We start from the raw sequence: 25,451 nt of genomic DNA, 5'->3' as shown, positions 1-25,451 counted from the left end.
GCTAAAGCTGCCTCCTACCGGAGCTACTATCAAGCTGGTAGCCTAGCCTTCGCTCGCAGCCTTTTTAGATAAAGCCTGACAGCAAGTAAGGTAGATTAATAAAATTAACTAGCCACTTTGGCTAATAATTTAAGTTTCTTGAGTAGCATATAGCCCGCAAGCGCTTTTCTGCCTGCCGCCATTGCACCACCTGGATGGCGCATCAGCTTAAATGCGGCAAAGCCGCCAACTGCGTAGAGAGGCAGCTTGAAGCTTTGCCAGTTTCTATCCAGTGGTGAAGCGGCCTGCTGTAAAAATTCGCTATCGACCAAAATATCCACGCGCTGCTGCTCAAGCTCGGCTAACAGTAGCGCTTTGCGCTCAGCACGGCTGAGCGGTTTTGTTGGTGGCTTAGCGGTGTCTGCGGATGGTTTCATCACTTGGCTCCTCAAGCAGTGCTCGATCAGCAGCAAGCTGTTTGAGTGTTTCTTTTAACAGAGAGTGTTGCTTGGACTGACGAATCGCAATAACCGCGAGTAACAAACTGGCACCGATCAACGCACCAGCGCTGATGGCAATGGCCGTTAAGCGATAGGTATCCCAGAATAGAACGACGACCAGTGCCGTCAGTGTGGCAATACCTAATAAGAGTAGCAGTAAGCTTGCTCCTGCCAGCAGCAGTAGCACCAGTAAGCGTGCACGCTCCTCCTCTAACTCAAACACCGCCAAACGCAGGCGGGTTTCGCTATTAGCAATCAGCGATTTCAATAAGCGTTTGGCGGCAGAGAAGACGCGTTGGGTGGGACCCAAAGCCATTAGCGACGACCGAGCAGCATACCCACAACCATACCTGCTGCGGCACCAATACCTATGCTTGTCCAGGGGTTTTCATGGACATAACGGTCACAGGCATCGGCCTGGTGAGTCAGCGAGTCGCGAGTTTCGTCATAAATGCGCTCGCCACGGGCCTCAAGGCGTGCACGGGTGTCCTTTAAACGGCGTTCGGCGCGAGTACGAAGATCGTTCATCTCTCCGCTGGCATCTTTAGCGGTCGCGTTGACCAGCTCTTCAACGGTTTCACTCAAGTGACGCAGATCATCTTTGAGTTGATCGGCTTGAGTAGAGTAAGTGGGTTGACGTTTAGCCATGGAGTCTTCCTTTGACGAGTGAATGATTGGGCTACTAACTACTAGTTACTTACCTATTAGTTACAGTGTTTAGCTACTGACTACAAGCACAAGCATAGCAGCCACCTAGCAACAGACAAGCAAATGCGTCTATCGGTTCAGCCCTGTGGCACTAAATAAGGGATTTAAACTAAATCCAAGGCTTAACCGGTGCACACGATGATCGTAATCGATCATGCTTTCACCATATCCGTAGTAGTACTGTACGTGCGCCCGCAAGCTGTTGAAAGCGGGCCAGCTGTAATCAATCTGGGTGCCTATATTGCCTGCGCTGGGGTTGCCGCGTAACTGGCCGCTCACTTCATGGTTATTATTGAGGCGCTTGGCGAGGCGAATATCGCCGTATCCCATATAGCGTTCGATATCCGGGTTGTCGTCATTCTCTTCGGATTCGGGTACACGCCAATGGGGTGCCAGGGTGAACGCCCAGTCGCCACGTTGAAAGGTGCTTTCAAGATACACTCGGTTCCAACTGCGTGAGAGCGGATCTGAGCGACCATTCGATTGATGGTTAAGGGAGATTCGGTTACGGGTATTTACCCAGCCCAGTACACCCCAGGCATTGTCAAAGTCTACAAAGATTTCAGGCTCGTAATTGGTTTCCCGAAAGGGTGATGAGGCGTCGGTATTATAAGCCTGCCACCAGCTGCGCTGGGTGTAGCCAAAGTAGACGTCGCCGTAGTTACCGAATACCTGCTCAGCCAGATTAACCTTGGCGCTGAACTGGAATTTTAGTTCCACATCACTCACTTCGCCATCGTCAGAGATATTGCGGAAGCTTTCACGGTTCTGGTTGGTATTAAAGCTAACCGGAAATAGGTAGTTGGTGCGGTGGGTGGTGATTGAAAACGGGTTTCGGCTTGATTCCTGTTCAAGTTCACGGCGCTCGCTCAAATCCTCCCGGGCAGCTTCTTCAGGCAACTGTTCAAACGGTAAACCTAGTGCAGCTTCTTCGGGATTTTCTATCTGCTGCAACTGCTGATGCAGATCATACAGCTCGGCGTTGAGGGCTCGGATACGCGCCTCAATCTCTTGTTGAGACTCGGCAACGGCATTCACACTAAACGTTGCAAGGCTCAGCAGAACAATAAATTTCGTCAACGGCAGTTTTCGGGTGACCATCAAGGTGACTCGCAAAATGAAGGAATAGGCAAATGCCAAGCTTGTTTCTATCACGCCGCCTGCGGAAGTCAACACCTCTGATTGCGCTGACCATCAGAACGCCTGACAATAACCTCATTCTCCGTCTCTGCGGAGCATTTGATGTCAGCGAGGCCCTAAGTAACGTGTTGATACGTAACGTGGTGAGATGCGCCTGTAAGTGGAGTATAACCTGTTTGTTCCTACTGCTCGTCATTAGCAGTGCTGCTATTAATCCAGCTCACGCTGCGCTTCAGTCGAATATGCTTGAACGGGTACCCGAACAGGCCGAACTGGCATCAAGGCTTGCTCAGTTAGAAGCCCTTGAGGAGCCCTTGACCGCCCAGCAGGCCAGCGATAAAGAGGCTCTGGAAGCAGCCATCGAAGCTTATGAACGGCTAGCCTCTGTGGAAGAGCGTCTTGCTGCACTAGACACCCGGGTAGAACAAGCCCCTGAAATACTAGCTCGTCTACAGCGCGACTTGAGCGAAGCGGAAGAAGCTTCGCAGCAGCTGACGGTGGCCGACTTGAGCGACCGTCCCCTCGATGAGCTGGAAGCGTTGCAAACCAACGCGGTGGTCGAGCTACAGCAGTTGCAAAGCCAACTGGCGGAAGTGAACTCGCAGCTGTTGGCTGCCCAAACACTCCCAGAGCGGGCCCAGCAGTCTATCGCGGAAACCCTCCAACGTGCGGAGAGTTTACGCCGACAGCACGATGAGCGCGAGGCTTTGCTGGCGGATCGTCAACTTTCTGCCTTGAGCGATGCGCGGCTGATCCAATTACGCCTTGAGCGGGCGCTGGCCGAACGCGAAGTGAGCTTTTATCAGCGCGAACTAAGCGCTAACAGCCGCCTGCGCGAATTAGCCCAGGAGCGTCGCGATGCGCTGATGGTGCAGATCGATTATCAAGAGCAGCAGCTAACGATGCTGCAAGGGGTGATTGATCGGCAGCGTCGGTTAGCCTCTGAACAAGCCATTGCGGATGCCGCCAGGGATAATCCGTTAATCGCTGCGGGGCATCCGGTGGTGGTGCAAGCGCAGCAAACCAATCAGACACTTAGCCTGGAGCTGCTGCGGGCAACTGACCGTGCTAACACGGTGGTGCGGGAAAACATTGAAGCCCAGCGGCAGTTGGAGAACGTGCGTCAGCTACAGCGTAGTCTTAATGAGCAAATTGAGGCTATCCGTGGCAGCCAACTGCTGTCGCGTATTCTGCGCGAACAGCGCAAGTCACTACCTTCCTTGGCGGCCCCACGAAATTTGCAGGACGAAATTGCCGACCTGCGCCTAAAACAGTTTGATTTAGTTCGCCAGCGTGATCAGCTGCGCCAAAGCGAACAATATGCCGCCACGCGGCTGGCTGAGGAGGGCATTGAGGCGACCCCGGGATTGGTAGATTCACTTTCGCAGCTTTATCAATCCCGTCGTGAACTGGTCGAGCAGTTGGAGCAGTCTTACGGCAGTTTATTAAGTGCGGCGATTGAGCTGCAGCTCAACCAGCAGCAGTTGGTATCGACGACTATTGAGTTACGCAAAACCATCGATGAGCAGCTGTTTTGGGTCGCCAACAGCCGGCCATTGGATCTAAATTGGGTACGCCAATTACCGCGCAACCTGCGGCTAGAATGGCAAGAAGGAGAGTGGCGAGCCATTTTGCCCACCCGCTGGCAAGGGTTCTCCTGGGAAGTGCTTAGAGGCGCCCCGCTAGTGGTGTTGAGTCTGGTGCTAATGGGATTGCGTCGCAAAATCAAGGCCCGCTTGGCCACGCTGCATTCGCAGATAGGTCGGTTAAAGAGCGATACCCAGCTGCACACACCCAGGGCGGTGCTGCTGAATGCGCTGCTGGCGCTCTCGGGCCCGTTGGCAGTAGCCGGTATTGGCGTTGGGCTGCAGGGGGCGGCTGGCTCCTTGGCTAATAGCGTTGCCCCGGCGCTGCTTCAATTGGCCTTAAGCTGGGCCGTCGTCGCTTGGGGGCGCAGACTACTGGTCGCCGATGGAGTGGCCGAGCGCCACTTTACCTGGTCGCCACAGTACAACGCCCGGTTACGCCAACTGTTAGGCGGGCTAGGCATCGCCTTGGTGCCAGTCATTGCCATTGCGGCGATGTCCGGAGAGATGGAAACGCCGCTAGCGATGCGCCCTGTCGCCTTGGGGCTATTTGCGTTTGGCTTGATAGCGATGAGCTGGTGGTTGGCGCAACTGATACTGGCGCATATTCCCATTTTTGGCGTGCACCTGTTTCGCTTGCTGTTGGGGCTGGCGATGGCCTCGGTGCCGCTGATCCTACTGGGATTAGTGGTCTGGGGTTACGAATACACCGCGTTACGTTTAGTGGGGCGGTTCGCGATTACCCTTTACTTGCTGGGGCTATGGGTCGTGGTAGAAGCCTCTTTGGTAAGAAGTCTTGCGGTAGCCGCACGGCGGCTTGCTTATCGCCGTGCGCTGGCGCGCCGGCGCGCTCAGGTGCAAGAGGGCGCGGAAGGTGGCCTCGAAGTCGTGGAGGAGCCTCCGCTTGATATGGCCCAGATCAATAGCCAGTCGCTGCGGCTTTCCAAGTTGATTGTGTTGATTGGCTTCAGTGCGCTGCTTTATTTGGTCTGGTCAGACTTGCTCTCGGTGCTCGGCTATTTGGACAACGTGTCATTGTGGGAGGCGCAAGAAGGGGATCTGGTCGATAACGCTCTATCGATCTCCGATGTCTTTGCTGCTCTGCTGATTGTCGCTATTACCTTTATTATGGCGGGCAACTTACCCGGTCTGTTGGAAGTGATGGTGCTATCCCGGCTGTCATTGAAACAGGGCAGCGCCTATGCCATTAGCTCGCTGCTCTCCTACACCATTGTGGGTACGGGGATTGTCATGGGGCTTTCGACGCTGGGCGTCTCCTGGGACAAGCTGCAGTGGCTGGTCGCTGCCTTGAGTGTGGGGTTGGGGTTTGGCTTGCAGGAAATTTTTGCCAACTTTATATCCGGTTTAATCATCCTGTTTGAGCGTCCGATTCGCATTGGTGACACCATCACGATTGGCAATTTGCACGGAACCGTCAGCCGTATCCGTATCCGTGCGACCACCGTGACCGATTTCGACCGTAAAGAGATTATTATCCCCAATAAGACCTTTGTGACCGACCAACTGATCAACTGGTCGTTGTCGGATAATATCACCCGCGTTGTGCTCACTTACGGCGTGGCCCACGGCTCCGATATGGCCAAGGTGCATCAGCTATTACGTCAGGTGGCGGATGAAAACCCCCGAGTGCTAGCCGATCCAGAACCGCAGGTTTTCTGTTTAAGCTATGGGCAGCACAGCCTCAATTTTGAGCTGCGTATTTTCGTCAACGATCTGCTTGACCGACTGTTTGCCGCCGATGAAATCAACTGCCGGGTAGATGCGCTGTTTCGCGAAGCGGGCGTACGCGTGGCGTTTGAACAGATGGATGTGTGGCTACACCCTGATCAGGGGGAGGCGGTTAAAGTGCAGTCCGCGAACCAACTGCCCCCTGCATCGACGTAATGCATTTTTAAGCTCTCTTTTTTTAAGGCCCTTTTACTGCATGCAGGAGAAATTCGCGGTTGCCGTCGCCGCCGGTGATCGGGCTCTCCTGCCAGTGTTGAATATTAAGTTCGCAGGCGTTGCAGCTGCGACGAATGTTGGCTTCAACTTCTGCAAAGTGTTTAGCGTCGCGTACCACGCCACGTTTATCCAGGGCGCCGGGGGTTAGCTCAAACTGTGGTTTCACCAGTGAAATTAACTGCCCCCCTGGTGGTAGCAGGGCGGCAATTTCGTGCAGAATCAGCGTTTGGGATATAAACGAAACATCCATAATGGCGCTATTGATGGGGTGGGCAGAAAGCACGCTGGTAAGGGCTTCGCTGCTGGTCATCGAGCGCGCATTTAATCCCTCCAAGCAGGTGACGCGTGGGTCGCCGCGTAGCTCTGCTGCAAGCTGTCCGTGGCCGACCTCGACACCAATCACATGGCGGGCGCCAAAACGCAGCGCGCAGTCGCTGAAGCCGCCGGTTGATTGACCGATATCGAGCACAACAGCGTTGTCAAAACGCAGCTCAAGCGCTGTGAGCACTGCCTCTAATTTTAACCCCGCCCGGGATACATAGCGCTCTTCGGGATCGTCATCTACTTCAAAGCGGGTATCTTCGGGCCATTTTTCAGACGCTTTGGTTAACGGCTTGCCGTTATCGGCAAGTCTTACTCGCCCGTGACGAATAAGCCTTTGGGCGCGGGTACGCGAGTTGGCCAGCTCCTGGCTGACCAACAGTTGATCGAGTCGCATCATAGAGATTAAGAGTGTGTTGTTCAGAGGGCTGCTTACCCCACGTCTGGGGGTGTATTGGGTAGGGATGAGTTGGAGCCTTGATCTGCCTGCAGCTCGGTAGGCGGTAAGCGTGAGGCCCCCCAGCTACGGTGCAGGTAGTGTTTAACATTTTCCACCTCTTCGCTGGTGACGTCGGCTATGTCAACGCGCTCAAGAGGATCGTAATGATAAATATACAGCCGAGATGCAAAGCGATCGAAAGGCAGCGAGGCCTCGCCGAAGCGCTCACCATTGCCTGATGTACTCACAATGACGCCATCGCCCCAATCCTGCCCGCTATCATTGTTGGGATTATAGAAGTAAATCCGCATGACATCAGAGGGGTCGAGGGATGCCCGCAAAATGGTGATTGCGTGCCAGCCGATAAAACGCGCCGCGCTATCAGTGACCGCAATACCCGCTGGCTGAGGGTGAATCAGCGGCTGGTTGCCATTGTAGTAGGGATGATAATAGGCGAAAAAGTGGCGAATAAAGTCGTCCACATCGCTAAGTTGACCGGTGGCAACATCGACATTGATGCGAAAGCCACGGCCCGACCACCAACCGTGAAATTCAGGATTCACCCAGCGGTGAGGGTCACCTTCACGGCCAATGCAGCGCCGTCCCATTTCGGCATAAATTCGATCCAGGTGTGGCACGACAATCAGCGAAACCGGGTCGAGATCGATGGGTAACTGGGTCGCCACACCTGATAGGCTCGCCATGGAGGAAATGGCTTGGCCTTCAAAATGCATAATGATTTCGTCATCTCGGGCTGCCCACGCCACCATTTGCAGCAGATAGTCTGGGTCGTTGTACGCCCACATGGAGAGTGCACGTGCCGACTGGCAGGTAGGATTGTTGCCCTGACCAACGCCTAGCGGTAATCCCAGCATGCAGAGCACGCCTTCAATTAAGCGTGCCCGAGGAGAAACAGTGTCGCCATAGGACAGGGTGAGTCGCGACTGCGCCCACTCGGATAGCGGCAGGTTAAGTTGACGCCACATGGCGGGCGCCACCGGCGGCTGATAGAGAATACCGCGCTCAAGCATCAGCGCCAGGCCGTAAACCGCTTGTGCGGTGGCTGGATAAACGCCGCCCCGAATAAGCGCTTGAACCAGCTCGCGATAGCAGAGTAGACAGTCGCGGCCGGTAGAAGAAAGACCCAGCGCCTCGGAGAGTAAGTGGTCACCTTCTTCGAGTAGGTGACGCAGCAGCACGGCGTGATACGGCGATACCAAGCCGGTATCGTGCATTGCCCGGGCGAAGCCGGTAGATTCAGCCTGCAGGGCCGCCTGATCCATATGCTCTAACCGATCGCGATAAATATCCACGCCAGGATCTTCGCGGCAGGCCTGAGTGGGGCCGTAAAGCGAGCTGACCAGCCGGTCGGCGCCTTGGCCACTAGCGCCAAGATCAATCTCTGGATTGGCCTGACATAGGGCAATTTGGGTGATCATCTGTTTGATCGAGTCAACCTGAATAGGGCGCTGTTTTAAAATGCGCCAAATCTCATCAATCAGGCGATCAACGATATGCTCATAGCCGATTCGTTCAGCTAAATGCTGAAAAAGCTGGCGTGGGATAGTCGCCAGTCGCCCTTGGGTTTCCCGCTCCGCCTCGCTGGGTGGCAAGAACAGCAGCCATAAATTAATCGCCATTACCTGAGTAAGGTAGTGGTGTGCATGCTCTGAAGAAACCAACGGGTGTTCAAAATTGCCTTTAGCGACAGCAAGCAGTCGAAGCTCGCTCAATGCCTCAATGACGACCACATTGGCATCCGCGCTTTTCAGCGAGAAGGTCGTCAGGGTCGGTACCAAATATTGGGGTGTTTCCCAATCGGAGCCCAAAAACACACCAGAGTCCTCAAACGCTTGCGCGCGGGACTCCAGTGCGTCACACCCGCCATCCTGAAGCAATACTCGCCGCGCAGTGTCCATCACGCGCGGCAATTTGGCGGGTTTCGAGAAGGCGGGCGCCTGGTTCAGCAGGCGCACTGCGTCATCAAATTGGCTCAATAATCCATCGAGCTTGCTATCTTCTTGAGAAGACGTAACTTGATTTGTCTCCACGGTGACTCCTTATCCCAGCATTAGCGGGGATTATACATAGAAGTCGAGGTCTTCTTGGCGTTTTAATAGATCGCGAATAGTATGCGCGTCTTCGCCTTTAAAGTAGACCAGACCCCAATGAGTACCAAACGCGGTGCGTTTAGTAACGGTTTCTTCTACTGGTGAGGTTAGCTCATGAGACTCAAAGTAGGGGTGATCTTCAGTCTCTTCGGGAATTTCCAAGCGGCTGACCACACGGCGGCGTGGGTAAACGCCAAAGCAGCCGGCAAAGCCATCGGCATCGACCACTTCTTTCGGGAAAAACGTGGCCACTTCTTCTTTCGTGGCTTTCGGATCGAATACCAGCATGGAAGCTTGGTAAGCATTGAAGCCGTAAACACGCTCTAGCAGTTCGAATACCTTGAAGCCGGGCGGACGGTAGGCCACTTCGCCAAAGTACATTTCACCATCGCTGGTAACGAAGTATTCTGGGTGGATCAAACCAAACTCAATATCGAACGCTTTAATCAGCTTCTCGATCTGTTGGGTGATCTGTTCACGGTAAATCTCGAGCTCAGGCGACGCGGGGACAAACACCGAGTAACCTAGCGTCACGTATTCAGAGATGTTCAAGAAGGCGATTTTGCCATCATGAATCCACGCTTCCACGGCAAATTCCCAGCCATCCAGGTGCGACTCCATCAACACCGGGAACTCTTCATCCGGGATGGTATCGACTTCATCTGGGGTGCGAATGACGCGGTGACCAAGGCAGCCTGCTTTATCAAACGCCTTCAGGTGAATCGGGTCGTTGGGGTCGCCGTCCAGCTTGAGCAGCGTCTGGTTAACGCGCTTGAGAAAGCGCACGACATCTTGTTTGTCGTGGGCTTCTTCAAAAATACCCACGCGGATGCCGCCTAGTTGGGCACGACGCTTCATTAACGCTTTATCGCGCAACAACAGCGACTGACCGTAAAGGCGCGGGTTATCCAGTAGCACAGAGTTGATAGCGCCAGCCCACTCAACGGTCTCTTCGTAAAGCGGAATGGCGACATCGACGCCTTTCTCTTTAAGCGTCTCGGCAATTTCCATTGAGCGATCATTGAGTCGCTCGAAATTCCAAGGCACGTAGGGAATGTCGTGTTTTTGGCAATACTCTTCCGCCCAGTCAGGTGCAACGACAATGTAGCGACGGTCAAAATTTTCGGCCGCTTCAATTGCATTGAGACTCCAGCCTAATAGAGCGATATAGCCTTTATTGGGATCCTTCTGCATGTTGATGACTCCTACTTGGTGAACGAACATAATTGCCAAATCACGCTCACTACCATACACGAGGGGGGCATGCGCGGCTAATGAGCGCATTTTCCTTTGCATTAGCGTATCACTGGCTTGAGGGTATAGCGTAAAGGCGTAACTGCGGGAATATGGTAAGCTAGGCGGTTCAACTTAATGTACGAATGGCAAGAGGATTAGGCCAAGATGGCGGCCAAGCCGATCTACCGTGTGGTGGTTCACCAGCAGGGTGAAATTTGGGATTTATACGTCCGAGAGATCTTTCAAAGCGAACTCTGGGGCTTTATTGAAGTCGAGGAGTTTGTCTTTGACGATGCTTCACGGGTAGTGGTTGACCCTGCGACTGAAAAATTGCAACGAACCTTCGATGGCGTCAAGCGTAGCTACCTGCCGTTAAATGCTATTGTGCGCATTGATGAAGTAGAGCGCGAGGGGCCATTGAAGGCGGTCAAAACCGATGCCCGGGTAGCGGAGTTCCCCCGTCCCTTTCCGCTGCCCCCGCGCGGAGAAGGGTAAGCGTATGAGACAAGCGCCCCGCTAAGTTAAGCGATAAGCGCTGTTGGCTTCGTCCGCCTTGCAGCGTTTTTAATCAGGACATGATGTCATGCTAGTAAACAGAACTCGTTATCGAAATTACGCCGCTGCGGCTGGCCTTTTACTCAGTTTTACCAGCTTCAATGCCACTGCTCAGTCTGCCAACCAAGCATGGGTGACCGATGAGCTGAGCACCTATGTGCGCAGCGGCCCCACCGATGGTTACCGCATCATTGGGACGCTCAACGCAGGTGAGCAGGTAGAGGTATTGGAAACCAGCGGTGATTACACCCGTGTGCGCAACAATGATGGCAATGCGGTCTGGGTGTTGAGCAATGAGCTACAGCAAACGCCGAGCGCGGTTGAGCAGCTACCTGCGTTAGAAGCCCAGGTCGAGGAGCTAACCGCCGAGCTCGAGGGGATCAATGAAACCTGGGAGCAGCGTACTGCCTCAATGACAGAGACTCTAGAGGTTCGCGAACGTCGCATTGCCGAGCTTGAAGCCAGCAACCAAGAGCTGGATGCTCAAGCAGAGCAGTCTCGTCGGCAAGTGAGGGCGCTCCAGGCGCGCCTGGAGACCCAAGAAGAAGACCTTCTGATGCGCTACTTCATGTACGGCGGCGGTGTGGCTGGCGCGGGTTTATTGGTGGGTCTGATTGTGCCTCACCTCCCGCGTCGGCGTAAAAAGCGTGACCGTTGGTTCTAAAGGCGCGATAAGCCCTCTCTCCGGATAGTGCAATCGATTTCAAGGTGGCCAAAATGAGCGATCAATGGCGCAAGCGCTGGCAAGAAGGGCGTATTGGCTTTCACTTGCAGCAGGCGCACCCAGCATTGCTGCGCCATTGGGTGTCGCTCGGTGTTGCTCATCGCACCAAGGTACTGGTGCCGCTGTGCGGAAAAAGCCTTGATATGCGCTGGTTGGCGGATGAAGGACACCCGGTTCTGGGTATAGAGTTTGCCCCCGAGGCCATTGAGCAGTTTTTGGCTCAGCGCAGCACATCGGTATCCCGCTATCGTCAGGCAGGGTTTACGATTTCGCGCCAAAGTAGCGTGGAATTGTGGTGCGGTGACTTTTTTCACCTGCATATTCAGCAGGCCGCCGAGATTGGCGCGTTTTATGATCGCGCCTCGCTTATAGCGCTGCCACCAGCCACTCGGCAGCGCTATGCGTTTCACCTAGCACAGTTGGTACCGCCCGGCGCCAAGGGCCTGCTGATTAGTTTATCGCATACCGATGGCAGTGCTGGGCCGCCGTATAGTGTGCCCAAAAGCGAGATCGAAAGCCTGTTCACCCCCAACTTCACGCTAACGTTTCTGGAGGAGGGGAGCCCGGATGAGCGTGGCCGAACGGAGAGCGTATGGGCGCTGGAACGACGCGGGCCGCGCCTCTAGAGGTAAAGAGGCGCAGCCCGTGACAAATCTGTTTCAGTGGGGTCTCTCAGCGCGCGAGTAAACGGCCCAGCTCTGGGTCGCTAAAGGCGCGGTTCATGCCATCGCTAAGTAAGTCGCTGAGCATGCGTGCATTGCTGTCGGCATCAGGCTTAAGGGCATAGCCCTGGGTACGGCGCGAGGTGTAAGTGCCGGTATAAGTAGTGCCCTTATTTTGCGCGATAGCGCGGAAAACACCTTCAAGACGCGCTTCATCTACCAGTGGCTGGCCGCTGTCGCCACGGGCGTAGTTCAGACTGGCAAGTTCCAGCGTCAAGCTCGGGCGGCCCTCGGCCTGCTCGGTGGTGGGGCTAAAGCCCATATCCCGCACGGCACGCTCAGCTTCTTGCTGTAAGCGTGGAATCAGCTCGTGGCTGCTCACGGTAATATGCGCCGTCGACATATCGCCGCCAGCTCGGTTGCCAATAATATCGCTTTCGCGGCCATCCTGGGCAATCACAGTCACCTGTTGGCCTGAGCCAACTTGCGGCACCTGCGCGCTGCGTTCAGGGCTAAGCTGTAAGTATTGGGGGCTGGCGCAACCAGCAAGCCATGCACTGGCCAGCAGCACACCTGAAATCCGTAAAAAGTGACGCCGAAGCATGGTCTTCCTCCGCTATGGCTAAAACGCCAGTATAACGCGGGTAGCGCCTTGGCGGTATGTTCTGGCGATGTGGCTTTGCTCAGTCACTTCCCACATCACACTGCACATTGCCTTTGCGCACCGCTGTGGCTGCGTAAAAATTGACGCAACCTAGTTCGCTAGATTGCTTTTTTTGAATCGGGCCCCACGATTAACCAAACAGAAAGTAGAACGACCAAAGAGCCAAGCAAGAATCCGCTGGATAGCGTTTCATCAAGGACTAGAAAGCCCCATAGCACCGCGAAGGGTGGCACCAAGAAGGTAACGGTGAGCGACCGTAACGGCCCAATGTCAGCGATCAATCTAAAATAAAGGATATAAGCGAGGGAGGTGCATAAAAAGCCGACTGCGAGCAGGCTGAACCACACATCACCTTGAAGCCAATCAATGCTGGGGCCAGTTGAGATGTTCCAAAGTAAAAAGGGGCTGAGAAAAGCGGTAGCGCCTATTTGACTGCCAAACGCAACCAACGTTGAATCCAGGCCGCCCTGTTGGGTTATCCATTTTCGGGTAAGAAAGCCAGCAAAGCCGTAACCAACAGTGGCTATTATACAGGCCGCAACACCTATATAGATGTTGCCAACAATATTTGAATCACCCACGGTGGTAATAACCGTAATGCCGATAATACCTAGCGTTACGCCCAGCCATTTTTTTATAGTTAAACTCTCGCTAAAGATAAAAAAGCCAATCATGGCCCCTGTTAAAGGGGTCGTCGCATTTAAAATCGCTGAATAGCCAGCAGGTAGTAATGTTGCAGCTATGCTGTACATAAGGAATGGGATACCTGAGTTGATGGCACCCAAAATCAAAATCTTGCCTAACTTGCCTCTGAACGCGAGGCTTTTACGTATGATCGCGATGATAATAGCCAAGCCAATAAGGCCAAAAAAGACTCTAAAAAATGCCGTGTTGATCGGGCCTATCGCCGGTGAGGCGATTCTCATAAAAAGAAAGCTTGCTCCCCAGATAGCGGCTAGCGACAGTAGTCGTATATAGTCTATTGCTCTCATTTTATACCCCTTTTCAAAGCTTGCTCTTAGCCTTGAGCCGCTAATTGATGGTTGATTTTTTTTAGCTTTTTACCGGAAGTTGTCAGGGGGGGCTTGGTTTTTTGCCCCATGGCAATGCAGTATTGGCTTTTTATAGCGACGAAAAAACCCGTTTCTTGCTTTGTTGCATGTTTTTAAACCGGAATGTGCAGGCTTATGGTTTGATGCGTCGGGGTTGGCTTTGTGCCACGGGCGGCGGGTACTGCCTTCTACGGCTTCGCACATTAGAGGGGTTAAAATGGATCTATTTGAAAACGACGATATGAAGTTGATTAATCTGCTTCCTCGGGATGGTGAGGCCTACTACTACGGCAAAGTCATGGATACCGTTACCGCCGATATGTATTTGGATAAGTGTCTAAGCGAACTAAGCTGGGAGCATGATCGTGCATTTATTTACGGCAAAGAGATCGTTACAAAGAGGAAAATAGCCTGGTATGCGGACAAGCCGGTTTCTTACACGTACTCAGGATATACAAAGATCGCGTTAGTATGGCCTGATTGTTTAAGAGAGATTAAGCAGGTGCTGGAGAGCCACTGCGGGGAGGTGTTTAATTCGTGCCTGGGTAATTTTTATAGCTCAGGGGATGAGGGCATGAGCTGGCACAGTGACGCCGAAAAAGACCTTGTTGAGAATGGCGCGATTGGGGCGTTGAGCCTAGGCGGCGAGAGGAAATTTTCGTTTAAACATCGAAAAACAGGGGAGAGTGTGTCGCTTACGTTAGAACACGGCAGTCTGTTAATTATGCAAGGTAATACACAGCAAAACTGGCTACATAGCCTGCCTAAAACCAAGAAAGATGTTGAACCGCGGGTGAGCCTAACGTTTAGGCAAATGCGCTAGTCATTGGCTTTGGCAGGATTGTTATCAGGCTCAAGGCTATTGTGGGAGGGCGCTTTAGCGCGCGAAGGGTGTTGAAAACACCCCCAAGCTGGCAGCCCCAACATTCACGAGCTGAAGCTCCCCCCCACAGTTGTCGCGATTAGGTTGAAAGCTTGAGTGGTCGCGAGCTAAATCAGTTGCCCACGAGGGGCAACTGCCGTTGCATTAAGCCACGCGGCTTTGCTCCGTCGCTTTCGACTCAGCTTTGGGGAAGCGTCGCCAGTGGCGTGGATGGGCGAATAAGCGTTGCCCGCGGCGAAGCGCCAAGTGCTCAAAATCAGTGTGGCGCACGGTAGCCAGCCAAGGCTGGGCGAGCCAATCCGCCTCTAGCTCCACGCGCACCTCGGCACCCACCGGCGAGATCGCCGTGATGGTCACCGGTAGATGGCTCTCAGAGGTGGGTTGTTCGGTTAGCCGCACTTCATGGGGGCGTAGCAGCAGCTCTTCATGGCCATCGGGTAGATCCACGTGCCAGTATGCGTCGCCACAGGTGAGTACGCCGTTGGTCACTTTGCCTTCCAGATGATTCACATCGCCTAGAAACTCAAACACAAAGCGGTTTTTGGGTTCCCGGTAGAGTTCATCGGGAGTATCAATTTGCTCTATACGGCCGTTGCTCATGACTACGACGCGGTCAGAAAGCTCCAGCGCTTCTTCCTGATCGTGGGTGACAAAAACGCTGGTGAAATTGAGTTCATCGTGAAGATGACGCAGCCAGCGGCGTAGCTCTTGGCGCACTTTGGCGTCCAGAGCGCCAAAAGGCTCGTCCAATAACAGTACTTCCGGCTCCACTGCCAAGGCGCGGGCCAGGGACACACGCTGCTGCTGGCCACCGGAAAGTTGGGCAGGGTAGCGATTGGCAAGATGCTCCAGCTTGACCATTTCAAGCAGCCTAAACACCCGGGCGCGAATCTCTCCACTGCTCGGGCGGCGTTTACGCGACAGCACGGTCAGTCCAAAAGCCACATTGTCGTAGACGCTCATATGGCGAAATAGCGCGTAGTGCTGGAATACAAAGCCGATCCGCCGGTCACGCACATGGACATTGGTCACGTCGCGGTCGCCAAACAGAATTTTGCTGGGCTGTGCGTTGCGGTCGGCATTTTCCAAGCCAGCGATAATCCGCAGCAGCGTGGTTTTACCTGAGCCTGAGGGGCCAAGCAGGCCGACCAGCTCGCCTTCGTGAATATCCAGGTTGATCGGCTCTAACGCCTGGGTGGTGCCGAAGTGCTTAGCGATGTTGTGTAAGTGAATGCTCATGCAAATGCCTCCCGGCGCGCTGCGCGCCATTCCAGCCCGGCCTTGGCGGCGAGCGTCAGTAGGGCAATAAAGGCGAGTAGGGCCGCGCAGGCAAACGCCCCCACGGCATTATAATCCTGATACAGCTGCTCAAGGTGCAGGGGTAGCGTATTGGTTTTACCGCGAATAGCGCCGGAGACCACCGAGACAGCGCCAAATTCCCCCACGGCGCGGGCGTTAGTCAGAATGACGCCATAAAGCAGCGCCCAGCGGATGTTGGGCAGCGTAACGCGACGGAAGGTCGTCCAGCCGGAAGCACCCAGGGTCACCGCCGCCTCCTCTTCACGAGAGCCTTGGGCCTGCATCAACGGGATCAGTTCCCGGGCGACAAAAGGGCAGGTAACAAAAATGGTCACCATGAGAATGCCCGGCCAAGAAAACATCAGCTGAATATCATAGCCGTCCAGCCAAGTGCCGATCCAACCGTTGCGGCCATACAGCAGCAGGTAAATCAGACCCGCGACAACGGGGGAGACCGCAAAGGGAATATCGATCAACGTTTGCAGAATACGCCGCCCAGGAAAGCTAAACCGCGTGACCAGCCACGCCAGGGCAACGCCAAATACCAGGCACACGGGAATGGTCAACAGCGCAATCACCAGCGTCAGACCAATCGCGTGCAGGGTGAAGGTATTACTGACGTTCGACCAGAACACCATTACGCCCTGGGAGAATGCCTGAGCAAAAATGGCCACCAGCGGCAGCAGTAGAAACAGTGCTGACAGCACCAGGGCGGCGCCTATCAGCAGGCGCCGGATAAGCGGTGCATCACCAATTCGACGCATTACCCCTTACCTCCATGCAGGCGGCGCACAAAGCGTCCCTGCCAAATATTAATCGCCAGTAGCAGCGCCAGGGAGACAAACAATACCACCGATGCAATCGCTGAAGCCCCCGCATAGTCATACTCTTGCAGCTTAACGAAAATCATCAGTGCGGTGATCTCCGTTTCATAAGGCATGTTGCCGGCGATAAAAATGATCGCTCCGAACTCGCCCAGCGAACGCACAAACGCCAGCCCGGTTCCAGTCACCAAGGCGGGCCAGATATGCGGCAAGATCACGCGGCGAAAGGCCACACCGTCGGTAGCACCCAACGACATAGCGGCTTCATCGACTTCCACTGGCATATCTTCCAGTACCGGCTGCACCGTGCGCACTACAAACGGGATGCTGGTAAAGGCCATGGCCAGGGCGATGCCCACCCAGGTGTAAGCGACTTGAAACCCTAGCGGCTCCAGCAATCCACCCATCCAGCCGCTGCTGGCGTAAAGGGTTGCCAGCGTAATGCCTGCCACCGCGGTGGGGAGCGCAAAGGGTAGATCCATTAAGGCATCCAGTAAGCGCTTGCCAGGAAAGTCGTAGCGAACTAACACCCACGCCAGCAATAAGCCAAATATGGCGTTGATAATCGCCGCAACGGCTGCCGCGCCAATGGTGACCATATAGCTGGCGACCACGCGCCCTTCGGTAATGATCGCCCAGTACTCGGCAAAACTAAGCTCCGCTAACTGACCGAACAGGCCCGTAATAGGGAGCAGCAGCACCAGCGAGATAAACAGCACGCTGATACCCATAGAAAGGCCAAAACCCGGCAGCACGCGTGTGCTGCCGGTTCGCCAGGTGGCAAGTTGACTCATAGTTCAGGCTGGCTCATAAATGAATATTAGCGGCGCTGTAGCTGGTCGAGAAGGGCGCCACCTTCGAAGTGGGTCTCCATTGCCTCATCCCAGCTACCGAATACGTCGTCTACTTCGAGCAGTTCGGTCTCTGGGAACTGATCAGCGAACTCCTCTACCACCGTTTCGTTATGCACCCGGTAGTTAAAGCCCGCGAGCAGGCGCTGAGTCTCTTCCGTGTAGAGGTACTCAAGATAGCTTTGGGCCAAGTCGCTGTTACCATTTCGCTCAGCGTTTTCGCCGACCACTGCAACAGGGAACTCGGCCAGGATGCTAACGGGCGGCACGATGACTTCGTAGTCGTCGCTGCCGTATTCCTTGCGAATGTTGTTGACTTCAGACTCGAAACTGATCAGCACATCGCCAATTTCACGTTCGATAAAGCTGGTGGTTGCACCACGACCGCCGGTATCGAACACCGCCACATTGGCGAGGAAAGTGCGCATGAACTCTTCGATTTGCTCTTCATCGCCATCGAACTCGTTCTCGGCAAAGCCCCAGGCAGCTAGATAGGTGTATCTGCCATTACCCGAGGTTTTCGGGTTGGGGAAGACCACTTCTACATCTTCTTGGACTAGATCGTCCCAGCTTTCGATGCCTTTGGGGTTGCCTTTGCGTACCAAGAAGGCAGTGGTGGAGTAGTAGGGGGAGGCATTGTTCTCAAACGCATCCTGCCAATCTTCGGCTACCAGCCCTGCATCGGCGAGTACCTGTACGTCGGTGACCTGGTTAAAGGTCACCACATCGGCACGTAGACCCTGAAGGATGGCGCGGGCTTGTGCGGAAGAGCCGCCGTGAGACTGACTAATGGCAATCTCTTCACCGTGCTCTTCCTGCCACCAGGCTTGAAACTCGGGATTGATCGCAGCAAACAGCTCGCGAGCGATATCGTAAGAGGAGTTAAGTAGCTCCCGCTCTTGGGCGGCGGCGGTTCCACTTACCGTAACGCCTAACGCAATGGCAATCAGGCTGCGGCGGAAAATTGTTGGCAGTGCCATAGAGAAACTCCTTAAAAACAGTAGGCGCTTAGTGTCGCAATATTGGCAAGATTAAATCTATCAATGTGGAATTACAATCATGTTTTATATTCTATTTAAGAATATATGTGTGATGCCATGCAAAGAGCTGATACGTGGTTCTGCTAAGCGGCTCTGCTAAGATAGCGGCCTGGCTTTGCTCTCTTGCCTGCACACTCGCAGGTATATCGAGTGACTACCCTTCGTCTACTGATTGATAAGCAGGAATGGAATATGACCGCTGCGCAGGATTTCTTGATTGCCCCCTCTATTTTATCGGCTGACTTTGCCAGGCTGGGTGAGGAGGTGGATAACGTGCTGTCTGCAGGCGCGGATGTGGTGCACTTCGACGTCATGGATAATCACTATGTGCCCAACCTGACCATTGGCCCCATGGTGTGCAAAGCGCTGCGTAAACACGGGGTGACTGCGCCTATTGATGTGCATCTGATGGTGAAACCGGTGGATCGCATGATCAGCGATTTTATCGAGGCGGGCGCCAGCTATATTACCTTTCATCCGGAAGCGTCTGAGCATGTCGACCGCTCGCTGCAGCTAATTCGTGACGGCGGCTGTAAAGCCGGCCTGGTGTTTAATCCGGCTACACCGCTCTCCTATCTCGACTATGTGATGGATAAAGTCGATATGGTGCTGCTGATGAGCGTCAATCCAGGTTTTGGTGGGCAATCCTTTATTCCCGGTACGCTGGACAAGCTGCGTGAAGCGCGGGCGCGTATTGATGCGTCAGGACGGCCTATTCGCTTGGAAATCGACGGTGGTGTGAAAGTGGATAACATCGCCGAGATCGCCGCAGCGGGCGCTGATACCTTTGTGGCAGGTTCCGCCATTTTCAGCGCCCACGAAGCCAGCGACCCGCACGGCTATGACACGGTAATCAAACAGCTGCGTGCGGCGCTGGCCAAGTAATATACAAGGGTCGTTTAGTGCAATTTCATGCGCGGCTTTAAGTAACGATTAAGCTTATCGACCAGCCACGCTAGCCCCGTCTTCGGCGCCCCATGAATAGAGAGCTGGTGCATACGGTAGAGCGATGCATAGGCTTGGCGAGCCAGCCAGCCCTCTAAAAACAGGCCGCGGGAGGCGGAGCTGCGCATCAAATTACCTACCGCATCGTAGCGGGCCAGCGATACCAGTGAGCCGTGATCGCGGTAGCGGAAGTCGGCTAGCGGTTTGCCTTCCAGTTTATTGACCAGGTTTTTGGCGAGCAGCTTAGCCTGCTGGTGTGCAGCCTGGGCGCGCGGCGGAACGGTGCTATCTTCTCCCATTGGGCAACTGGCGCAGTCGCCTAGGGCAAAAATCTTCTCATCATCGACGCTTTGTAGGGTGCTTTTTACTTCAATTTGGTTTTTCTTATTCGTTGTCAGGCCTAGCTCCGCCAAAAACGGCGGCGCTTTGATACCCGCTGCCCACACGTTGATATCGGTTTTAATCACCTCATCGTCACCGGTGAGCAACTGATACGCCTGAGCTTCTTTAACGGCGGTATCAGTGTGGACAGTCACCCCCATGCTCTCAAGCTCTGTTTTAACCGTTTGACTAACCCGCTCGGAGAGCCCCGGCAGCAAGCGGGGTGCCGCCTCTAATAGATGGACACTGATTTGCTGGTTATCTAATGCCGTCACTCCATAGGCATTGAGCATGCGCGAAGCGTCAAACAATTCCGCCGCCAGCTCTACTCCTGTCGCACCACCGCCGACGATGCCAATGGTCAACTGAGTATGCTGACGTAGATTGGGGTCGGTATAGCGCAGAAAGGTGTTGATCATATCGCGCTGGAACGCCTTGGCCTGCTCGGGCGAATCAATGAAGTGGCAGTGCTCCGCTACGCCGGGCGTGCCGAAATCGTTGGAAACGCTGCCTATTGCCATGACCAGATAGTCGTAGGCAAGCTCGCGGGCGGGTAGCACCTCTTGCCCATCTTCATCATGAATCGGTGCTAATTGCAGCGTCTGCTGCTCACGATCTACGCCGGTGAGCGAGCCACGCTGATAGCGGTAGAAGTGGGCCGATGAGTGTCCACGAAGATCCACCTCGTCCATGCTGGAGTTCAGCACGCCGGTGGCCAGTTCGTGGAGCAGCGGCTTCCACACGTGAGTGGTATTGCGATCCAGCAGCACAATTTCTGCGCGTTTGCGCTTACCCAAGGTACGGCCTAATCGTGTGGCAAGGGCTAAACCGCCAGCGCCAGCGCCGACAATCACGATTCTGGGAGTGGGCATATCACTACCTCCTTAACTAAATTAGCCCCAGCATAGAAGGTTCTTACGCTGCTGACTAATGCGAAAGTTTGCTTTAAGCAGGTAAGATGGTTTTCTAATGGAAATGAGGCAGAGAGCATTGAAAGTGCATCCCATAAACTATTCAGAGTTACACACAATACTACAGGGTAAACGGCTGATTGCGTTCGACTTGGATGGCACGCTGATTGATTCAGTGCCCGACCTTGCCGTCGCAGTGGCGCGCACGTTAGACGAGCTGGGGTTGCCTGAACCGAGCGAAGCAGAGGTACGGGATTGGGTAGGCAACGGCGCGCCGGTATTAGTAGAACGAGCTCTGACCTGGGCGTTGCAAGCCCCGCCAGAACCTAGCCTGCAACAGCGCGCCTATGATGTGTTTATGGTGCACTACGGCGCTGCACCCAATACCCTGACAACACTCTACCCTGGCGTAAAGCAAGCCCTAGAGGCGCTGCATCAACAAGGTCTGACACTGGTGCTGATCACCAACAAGCCCGAGAGTTTTATTGAGCCGCTGTTAAAGCACTTCGAGCTGCTTGACTATTTTACGCTATGGATTGGCGGTGATTCGCTGGCCGAAAAGAAGCCCCATCCATTGCCGCTGCTTCACGCTGCGCACCATTGCCAAATACCGCCAGCTGAGTGTGTGATGGTCGGCGATTCACGTCACGATATGGCTGCCGGTAAGGCGGCGGGCTTTACTACCCTGGCGCTGCCCTATGGTTACAACCATGGGGAGCCAATAGAGAACAGTCACCCCGATCTAGTGCTCAGTTCTTTAACTGAGCTGCTGTTGAACGCACCTTGGGCGACAAAGGTGGTGGGCTAGGCTTGGCCGGTCGCTTACTCAGCCGTGGCCCCCCCTAGCGCGGTATGCATCACTTCAGCGTTATGGTGCAGCATGTCCGCGTAGTTAGCCGCGGGGCCACTTTCACCGCTCAGCGAGTCGACATACAGTGGGCCAGCCAGAGGTAGTGAGGCTTCCCGAGACAGGGCATCCATATGAATACTGGGCGTGGTACTTTCAAAAAACAGCGCCGGTGGGCGTGGACGATTATTAGCAAGATATTCGCTCATTTTAGCCATTGCCTGGGCGCTGCCCTGGGTCTCATGGTTAACCCCCCAGACGCCATGCGCTTCAAATGCGTAAGCGCGGGCGAAATAGCCAAAGCCTGCTTCGCTGGTCACCAAGGTGCGGTTCGTTTGTGGAATTCCTTCCAGGCGCTCTTTCACCGCTAGGCTAAGATTATTCAGCGCCTTGCGTGCCTCTTCAGCACGGCTATAAAACGCTTCGGCCTGGTCGGGTAGGTGAGCTGCCAAGGTCTCGGCAATGACATCAATGTAGGCCGCGGCACCCTCTGGATCCATCCACATGTGTGGGTCTAGCGCCCCTTTATGCTGCCCGGTCGAAATGATCAGCGGTGTATAGTCGGCCTCTCTAGCCACTTCCACTAGTGTTAGCTGATCGTCAGACATCGCTTCAACATGACGTATCCAGGGCTCTAGCCCAAGCCCGTTATAAAACACGATATGGGTCTCTTCTAACGCCAGCACATTGGGTGGCGTTAACTCCCAGCGGTGAACATCTTCCCCCCGCGGTACAATGACATTAACGCTGACTGTGTCGCCCGCCACCCGTTTGACCAGCTCCTCCATGACTGAAAAGGAAGCAATAACGCGCAGTGTTGTATTGGCATACGCTGGCGCATAGCTTATCAGCGCGACGAATAAGAGCGCACATACCCAGGTAACCCACTTTGACATCCCACGCTCCTAACTGGTTAAAAAGGCTATCTAAAAAGACGGCAGATAATAAAGACTGCGGTGGCTGGTTGCCAGTTCCGATACAGCGGCAGGCCGAAACAAGTATTGCTCAAGGCAGAATACTCTCAAGTAGAAAGGGCCACTATGCTGAAAAGAGCCTGTATTTCACTCCTAAACATAGCGTTCCTTATGACCGTCCGAATGGTTTCTTCTTTTCCGCATCGACTTGGTCATCCAAAGCTGTGATCTATTGCCCGGAGTGCTGGTAGTCGAAAGGGGGGCAGGTTGACACTTAACCCCTGCAAGGAAGTGCTCGGTTGCGTTATCATCACTCCATTAACAGATCTAATCTGTGGTCGAAATGACGCAATGGAGCAAATGGGGCAATGGCGCAAGCTCAGTCGGTGCACAAACAGCCATCACAGCAACAGGCAGCGCCGAAAGTGGTGATGATAGATAATTACGACAGCTTCACGTTCAACATTGTCCAGTACCTGGGTGAGCTGGGTGCGCAGGTGATCACTCACCTCAATGATGATATCACCATTGAGCAAATCGAAGAGCTGGAGCCGTCGCACCTGGTGGTATCGCCAGGGCCCTGCACGCCCAACGAGGCTGGGATCTCCATGGCCGCGATTAAACACTTTGCAGGCAGGCTGCCTATCTTAGGCGTCTGCCTGGGGCATCAGGCGATTGGTCAGGTGTATGGTGGCAAGGTCGTGCGCGCGCCGCAGGTGATGCACGGCAAAACCTCAGCCGTGCTTCACGCTAACCAAGGCGTGTTTGAAGGGCTGGATAACCCGGTTGAGGTTACCCGCTATCACTCCCTGGTGGTCGATAAAGCGAGCCTGCCCGACTGTTTGCAAGTGACTGCCTGGACAGGCGATGACGATGTAACCCCCGGTTTAGTTATGGGGTTTCGTCACCGCGAACTGGATATAGAAGGGGTGCAGTTTCACCCCGAGTCAATTCTTACCCGCCAAGGCCACGAGCTGTTGGCCAACTTTTTAAAACGCGGCTAATGGCCGGTTTCACACGCTTTTAGGGGCCCCTCTGCTCATGCAAATGCGAGATGCGATTAATGCGGTGATGCGCCGCGAAGACCTCACTTTCGATGCCATGCACGCTTTAATGCGTCAGATCATGACCGGCGATGCAAGCGATGCGCAAATTGGCGGCCTGCTGGTAGGCCTCGCCATGAAAGGCGAAAGCGCCGCGGAAATTAGCGCCGCTGCCCAGGTAATGCGTGAGTTGATGAAGCGCGTTGAGCTGAGTGCTGAAAACGTTGTGGATATTGTCGGCACCGGTGGCGATGGTGCCAACCTGTTTAACGTTTCCACCGCCGCCAGTTTTGTCGCCGCGGCCGCCGGAGCCCATGTAGCCAAACACGGTAATCGCAGCGTTTCGTCGTCGTCGGGCAGTGCGGATCTGTTCGATGTGGCGGGTATCTACCTGGATCTCAAGCCTGATCAGGTAGCGCGCTGTATTGAGCAGGTGGGCGTAGGCTTTATGTTTGCACCCAACCACCACCCGGCCATGCGCTATGCCATTGGCCCGCGCCGGGAAATGGGCGTGCGCACGCTGTTTAATATTTTGGGCCCGCTGACCAACCCTGCTGGCGCACCGAACCAGGTGCTGGGTGTTTACGCCCCAGAATTAGTGCCATTAATGGCGGAAGTGCTGAAAACCCTGGGCAGCCGCCACGTGATGGTCGTCCACTCAGAGGACGGCCTGGATGAAATCTCCCTGGCTAGCCCCACCCTGGTCGCTGAGCTAAAAGAGGGTGAGATTACCCAGTACACCATTACGCCTGAAGAACTGGGCATTGAGCGCCAGAGCCTGGCAACGCTGAAAGCCGCCAGTGCCGAAGACAGCCTGCGATTGGTCAAGGCCGCGCTTTCCGGTGAGGGTGCCGCTGCCGATATGGTCGCACTAAACGCTGGGGCCGCGCTCTACTGTTCGGGGGTTGCGGATACCTTAAAAGAGGGGGTGATGGTAGCTCAGGACGCGCAGGCCTCTCAGCTGCCGCTCGAAAAACTCAAAGAGCTTTCGCACTTCACCAGCGTTTTTAAGCAGTAGGTGCTTAAACAAGATAAGCTTTAAAAAAAGAGACCACCATGACTCAACAGGCAACGCCGACTATTTTAACGCGCATTCTTGCTCGCAAAGACCAAGAAGTGGCTGAGCGCCGTCAGGCCGTTTCAGAGACGGATCTGCTGGCCCTCGGGGAGCAGCAGAGCGCCCCACGTGGCTTTATTGAGGCGCTTAATACGCGCATTGCAACAGGTGATCCGGCGATTATCGCCGAAGTGAAAAAAGCCTCGCCCTCAAAGGGTGTTATTCGTGAAGAGTTTCACCCCTCGGATATCGCCAAAAGCTACGCCCAGGGCGGCGCTGCCTGTCTCTCCGTGCTTACCGACGCCGATTTTTTCCAAGGCCACGAAGACTATCTCATTGCCGCTCGGGATGTCTGCACGCTGCCGGTGATTCGCAAAGACTTTATCACCCACGGCTACCAGGTATGTGAAGCCCGGGCGATTGGATCGGACTGCATTCTGCTGATCGTTGCTGCCCTGGATGACGCACAGCTGCGCGATCTGCACCATCAGGCCAACCAGTTGGGGATGGATGTGCTGATCGAGGTGCACGACGCCAACGAGCTTGAGCGTGCCCTGGCGCTGGATCTAAAGCTGGTCGGCATCAACAACCGTAATCTGCATACCTTCGAAACCAGCCTGAATACCACTTTGGATCTACTGCCGCGCATTCCTGAGGGCGTCACGGTGATTACCGAATCGGGTATTCATACCCGCGATGACGTTGAGCTAATGCGCGATCATAACGTTAACGGCTTTCTGGTCGGCGAAGCCTTTATGCGCGAAAGTGATCCGGGATTGGCGCTGAAAAGGCTGTTTTTCTAACGCCACCCGTT

At 54.5% G+C, this 25,451-nt stretch carries 25 protein-coding genes; 10 read left to right on the top strand and 15 right to left on the bottom strand.

The window, feature by feature from the left end; translation table 11 throughout:
- Positions 1-104: 104 nt before the first annotated feature.
- From SR894_RS12945 to SR894_RS12930, 4 genes are all read right to left on the bottom strand, one after another.
- Positions 105-416: a YqjK family protein gene (locus tag SR894_RS12945; RefSeq protein WP_133732793.1), complete on the bottom strand. Its 312-nt coding sequence runs from the start codon at positions 414-416 to the stop codon at positions 105-107.
- Positions 391-795, bottom strand: a complete 405-nt coding sequence (locus SR894_RS12940; protein WP_133732792.1) for a phage holin family protein — start codon at positions 793-795, stop codon at positions 391-393. Before SR894_RS12940 ends, SR894_RS12945 begins: the two co-directional genes overlap by 26 nt.
- A complete protein-coding gene (locus SR894_RS12935) occupies positions 795-1,127 on the bottom strand; it encodes an ElaB/YgaM/YqjD family protein (protein ID WP_035563274.1) in 333 nt (110 codons plus the stop codon). Before SR894_RS12935 ends, SR894_RS12940 begins: the two co-directional genes overlap by 1 nt.
- Positions 1,128-1,256: 129 nt before the next feature.
- Positions 1,257-2,288 carry a phospholipase A gene (locus SR894_RS12930; RefSeq protein WP_133732791.1) on the bottom strand — a complete coding sequence of 344 codons (1,032 nt, stop codon included), beginning with the start codon at positions 2,286-2,288 and terminating at the stop codon, positions 1,257-1,259.
- A 215-nt stretch (positions 2,289-2,503) separates the two neighbouring features.
- Between SR894_RS12930 and mscK the strand changes: the two genes are divergently transcribed.
- On the top strand, positions 2,504-5,818 hold the full coding sequence (mscK, locus tag SR894_RS12925; RefSeq protein WP_133732790.1) for a mechanosensitive channel MscK: 3,315 nt from the start codon (positions 2,504-2,506) through the stop codon (positions 5,816-5,818).
- A 22-nt stretch (positions 5,819-5,840) separates the two neighbouring features.
- Here mscK and SR894_RS12920 read toward each other — a convergent pair whose 3' ends face one another.
- The 3 genes from SR894_RS12920 to SR894_RS12910 are packed head-to-tail and all read right to left on the bottom strand — an operon-like array spanning position 5,841 to position 9,943.
- Positions 5,841-6,599, bottom strand: a complete 759-nt coding sequence (locus tag SR894_RS12920) for a TlyA family RNA methyltransferase (protein ID WP_133732789.1) — start codon at positions 6,597-6,599, stop codon at positions 5,841-5,843.
- A gap of 32 nt (positions 6,600-6,631) precedes the next feature.
- A complete protein-coding gene (locus SR894_RS12915) occupies positions 6,632-8,689 on the bottom strand; it encodes a hypothetical protein (RefSeq protein ID WP_133732788.1) in 2,058 nt (685 codons plus the stop codon).
- A gap of 30 nt (positions 8,690-8,719) precedes the next feature.
- Positions 8,720-9,943: an ATP-grasp domain-containing protein gene (locus SR894_RS12910; protein ID WP_133732787.1), complete on the bottom strand. Its 1,224-nt coding sequence runs from the start codon at positions 9,941-9,943 to the stop codon at positions 8,720-8,722.
- Positions 9,944-10,150: 207 nt separating this feature from the next.
- Between SR894_RS12910 and SR894_RS12905 the strand changes: the two genes are divergently transcribed.
- From SR894_RS12905 to SR894_RS12895, 3 genes are all read left to right on the top strand, one after another.
- On the top strand, positions 10,151-10,480 hold the full coding sequence (locus tag SR894_RS12905) for a DUF1820 family protein (RefSeq protein ID WP_007113264.1): 330 nt from the start codon (positions 10,151-10,153) through the stop codon (positions 10,478-10,480).
- An 88-nt stretch (positions 10,481-10,568) separates the two neighbouring features.
- Positions 10,569-11,204, top strand: a complete 636-nt coding sequence (locus SR894_RS12900) for a TIGR04211 family SH3 domain-containing protein (protein WP_133732786.1) — start codon at positions 10,569-10,571, stop codon at positions 11,202-11,204.
- Between the two features lie 53 nt (positions 11,205-11,257).
- Complete coding sequence (locus SR894_RS12895; protein ID WP_133732785.1) at positions 11,258-11,890, top strand: class I SAM-dependent methyltransferase; 633 nt, start codon at positions 11,258-11,260, stop codon at positions 11,888-11,890.
- Between the two features lie 46 nt (positions 11,891-11,936).
- Here the strand turns inward: SR894_RS12895 and SR894_RS12890 are convergent, their stop codons facing one another.
- On the bottom strand, positions 11,937-12,530 hold the full coding sequence (locus tag SR894_RS12890; protein WP_133732784.1) for a YajG family lipoprotein: 594 nt from the start codon (positions 12,528-12,530) through the stop codon (positions 11,937-11,939).
- Between the two features lie 158 nt (positions 12,531-12,688).
- Entirely contained in the window at positions 12,689-13,582 is an 894-nt protein-coding gene (locus SR894_RS12885) for a DMT family transporter (protein ID WP_133732783.1), read from the bottom strand.
- Positions 13,583-13,859: 277 nt separating this feature from the next.
- On the opposite strand from SR894_RS12885, the gene SR894_RS12880 reads away from it, so the two are divergent.
- Positions 13,860-14,465 carry an alpha-ketoglutarate-dependent dioxygenase AlkB family protein gene (locus SR894_RS12880; protein WP_133732782.1) on the top strand — a complete coding sequence of 202 codons (606 nt, stop codon included), beginning with the start codon at positions 13,860-13,862 and terminating at the stop codon, positions 14,463-14,465.
- Positions 14,466-14,669: 204 nt separating this feature from the next.
- Here the strand turns inward: SR894_RS12880 and SR894_RS12875 are convergent, their stop codons facing one another.
- Genes SR894_RS12875 through cysP form a run of 4 tightly spaced genes read right to left on the bottom strand, consistent with a single transcriptional unit; the run spans position 14,670 to position 18,479 of the window.
- On the bottom strand, positions 14,670-15,764 hold the full coding sequence (locus tag SR894_RS12875) for a sulfate/molybdate ABC transporter ATP-binding protein (protein ID WP_133732781.1): 1,095 nt from the start codon (positions 15,762-15,764) through the stop codon (positions 14,670-14,672).
- Positions 15,761-16,588: a sulfate ABC transporter permease subunit CysW gene (gene cysW / locus SR894_RS12870; RefSeq protein WP_133732780.1), complete on the bottom strand. Its 828-nt coding sequence runs from the start codon at positions 16,586-16,588 to the stop codon at positions 15,761-15,763. Before cysW ends, SR894_RS12875 begins: the two co-directional genes overlap by 4 nt.
- A complete protein-coding gene (cysT, locus tag SR894_RS12865) occupies positions 16,588-17,442 on the bottom strand; it encodes a sulfate ABC transporter permease subunit CysT (RefSeq protein ID WP_133732779.1) in 855 nt (284 codons plus the stop codon). Before cysT ends, cysW begins: the two co-directional genes overlap by 1 nt.
- Before the next feature lie 26 nt (positions 17,443-17,468).
- A complete protein-coding gene (cysP, locus tag SR894_RS12860; protein ID WP_133732778.1) occupies positions 17,469-18,479 on the bottom strand; it encodes a thiosulfate ABC transporter substrate-binding protein CysP in 1,011 nt (336 codons plus the stop codon).
- A gap of 252 nt (positions 18,480-18,731) precedes the next feature.
- Between cysP and rpe the strand changes: the two genes are divergently transcribed.
- A complete protein-coding gene (gene rpe / locus SR894_RS12855) occupies positions 18,732-19,424 on the top strand; it encodes a ribulose-phosphate 3-epimerase (protein WP_133732777.1) in 693 nt (230 codons plus the stop codon).
- A 14-nt stretch (positions 19,425-19,438) separates the two neighbouring features.
- On the opposite strand, the gene SR894_RS12850 is transcribed toward rpe, so the two are convergent.
- On the bottom strand, positions 19,439-20,737 hold the full coding sequence (locus tag SR894_RS12850) for an NAD(P)/FAD-dependent oxidoreductase (protein ID WP_133732776.1): 1,299 nt from the start codon (positions 20,735-20,737) through the stop codon (positions 19,439-19,441).
- A gap of 103 nt (positions 20,738-20,840) precedes the next feature.
- Between SR894_RS12850 and SR894_RS12845 the strand changes: the two genes are divergently transcribed.
- Complete coding sequence (locus tag SR894_RS12845; RefSeq protein ID WP_133732822.1) at positions 20,841-21,584, top strand: phosphoglycolate phosphatase; 744 nt, start codon at positions 20,841-20,843, stop codon at positions 21,582-21,584.
- A gap of 14 nt (positions 21,585-21,598) precedes the next feature.
- On the opposite strand, the gene SR894_RS12840 is transcribed toward SR894_RS12845, so the two are convergent.
- Positions 21,599-22,519, bottom strand: coding sequence for a metal ABC transporter substrate-binding protein (locus SR894_RS12840; protein ID WP_133732775.1), 921 nt, complete (start codon positions 22,517-22,519; stop codon positions 21,599-21,601).
- Positions 22,520-22,905: 386 nt separating this feature from the next.
- Between SR894_RS12840 and SR894_RS12835 the strand changes: the two genes are divergently transcribed.
- The 3 genes from SR894_RS12835 to trpC are packed head-to-tail and all read left to right on the top strand — an operon-like array spanning position 22,906 to position 25,440.
- The gene (locus SR894_RS12835; RefSeq protein WP_133732774.1) at positions 22,906-23,541 is read left to right on the top strand and encodes an anthranilate synthase component II; all 636 of its coding nucleotides are present in this window, start codon (positions 22,906-22,908) and stop codon (positions 23,539-23,541) included.
- 37 nt (positions 23,542-23,578) lie between these two features.
- Complete coding sequence (gene trpD / locus SR894_RS12830) at positions 23,579-24,598, top strand: anthranilate phosphoribosyltransferase (protein ID WP_133732773.1); 1,020 nt, start codon at positions 23,579-23,581, stop codon at positions 24,596-24,598.
- Between the two features lie 38 nt (positions 24,599-24,636).
- Complete coding sequence (trpC, locus tag SR894_RS12825) at positions 24,637-25,440, top strand: indole-3-glycerol phosphate synthase TrpC (protein WP_133732772.1); 804 nt, start codon at positions 24,637-24,639, stop codon at positions 25,438-25,440.
- Positions 25,441-25,451: the final 11 nt, after the last annotated feature.

It is taken from the genome of Vreelandella neptunia (assembly GCF_034479615.1).
Taxonomy (GTDB): Bacteria; Pseudomonadota; Gammaproteobacteria; order Pseudomonadales; family Halomonadaceae; genus Vreelandella; species Vreelandella neptunia.
This window is presented reverse-complemented; position numbering and strand designations above follow the sequence as displayed.

Coding starts and splice junctions, on each gene's coding strand:
- SR894_RS12945 (WP_133732793.1), bottom strand. CDS start 416: ATGAAACCATCCGCAGACACCGCTAAGCCACCAACAAAACCGCTCAGC.
- SR894_RS12940 (WP_133732792.1), bottom strand. CDS start 795: ATGGCTTTGGGTCCCACCCAACGCGTCTTCTCTGCCGCCAAACGCTTA.
- SR894_RS12935 (WP_035563274.1), bottom strand. CDS start 1,127: ATGGCTAAACGTCAACCCACTTACTCTACTCAAGCCGATCAACTCAAA.
- SR894_RS12930 (WP_133732791.1), bottom strand. CDS start 2,288: ATGGTCACCCGAAAACTGCCGTTGACGAAATTTATTGTTCTGCTGAGC.
- SR894_RS12920 (WP_133732789.1), bottom strand. CDS start 6,599: ATGATGCGACTCGATCAACTGTTGGTCAGCCAGGAGCTGGCCAACTCG.
- SR894_RS12910 (WP_133732787.1), bottom strand. CDS start 9,943: ATGCAGAAGGATCCCAATAAAGGCTATATCGCTCTATTAGGCTGGAGT.
- SR894_RS12905 (WP_007113264.1), top strand. CDS start 10,151: ATGGCGGCCAAGCCGATCTACCGTGTGGTGGTTCACCAGCAGGGTGAA.
- SR894_RS12900 (WP_133732786.1), top strand. CDS start 10,569: ATGCTAGTAAACAGAACTCGTTATCGAAATTACGCCGCTGCGGCTGGC.
- SR894_RS12895 (WP_133732785.1), top strand. CDS start 11,258: ATGAGCGATCAATGGCGCAAGCGCTGGCAAGAAGGGCGTATTGGCTTT.
- SR894_RS12890 (WP_133732784.1), bottom strand. CDS start 12,530: ATGCTTCGGCGTCACTTTTTACGGATTTCAGGTGTGCTGCTGGCCAGT.
- SR894_RS12885 (WP_133732783.1), bottom strand. CDS start 13,582: ATGAGAGCAATAGACTATATACGACTACTGTCGCTAGCCGCTATCTGG.
- SR894_RS12880 (WP_133732782.1), top strand. CDS start 13,860: ATGGATCTATTTGAAAACGACGATATGAAGTTGATTAATCTGCTTCCT.
- SR894_RS12875 (WP_133732781.1), bottom strand. CDS start 15,764: ATGAGCATTCACTTACACAACATCGCTAAGCACTTCGGCACCACCCAG.
- cysW (WP_133732780.1), bottom strand. CDS start 16,588: ATGCGTCGAATTGGTGATGCACCGCTTATCCGGCGCCTGCTGATAGGC.
- cysT (WP_133732779.1), bottom strand. CDS start 17,442: ATGAGTCAACTTGCCACCTGGCGAACCGGCAGCACACGCGTGCTGCCG.
- cysP (WP_133732778.1), bottom strand. CDS start 18,479: ATGGCACTGCCAACAATTTTCCGCCGCAGCCTGATTGCCATTGCGTTA.
- rpe (WP_133732777.1), top strand. CDS start 18,732: ATGACCGCTGCGCAGGATTTCTTGATTGCCCCCTCTATTTTATCGGCT.
- SR894_RS12850 (WP_133732776.1), bottom strand. CDS start 20,737: ATGCCCACTCCCAGAATCGTGATTGTCGGCGCTGGCGCTGGCGGTTTA.
- SR894_RS12845 (WP_133732822.1), top strand. CDS start 20,841: ATGAGGCAGAGAGCATTGAAAGTGCATCCCATAAACTATTCAGAGTTA.
- SR894_RS12840 (WP_133732775.1), bottom strand. CDS start 22,519: ATGTCAAAGTGGGTTACCTGGGTATGTGCGCTCTTATTCGTCGCGCTG.
- SR894_RS12835 (WP_133732774.1), top strand. CDS start 22,906: ATGGCGCAAGCTCAGTCGGTGCACAAACAGCCATCACAGCAACAGGCA.
- trpD (WP_133732773.1), top strand. CDS start 23,579: ATGCAAATGCGAGATGCGATTAATGCGGTGATGCGCCGCGAAGACCTC.
- trpC (WP_133732772.1), top strand. CDS start 24,637: ATGACTCAACAGGCAACGCCGACTATTTTAACGCGCATTCTTGCTCGC.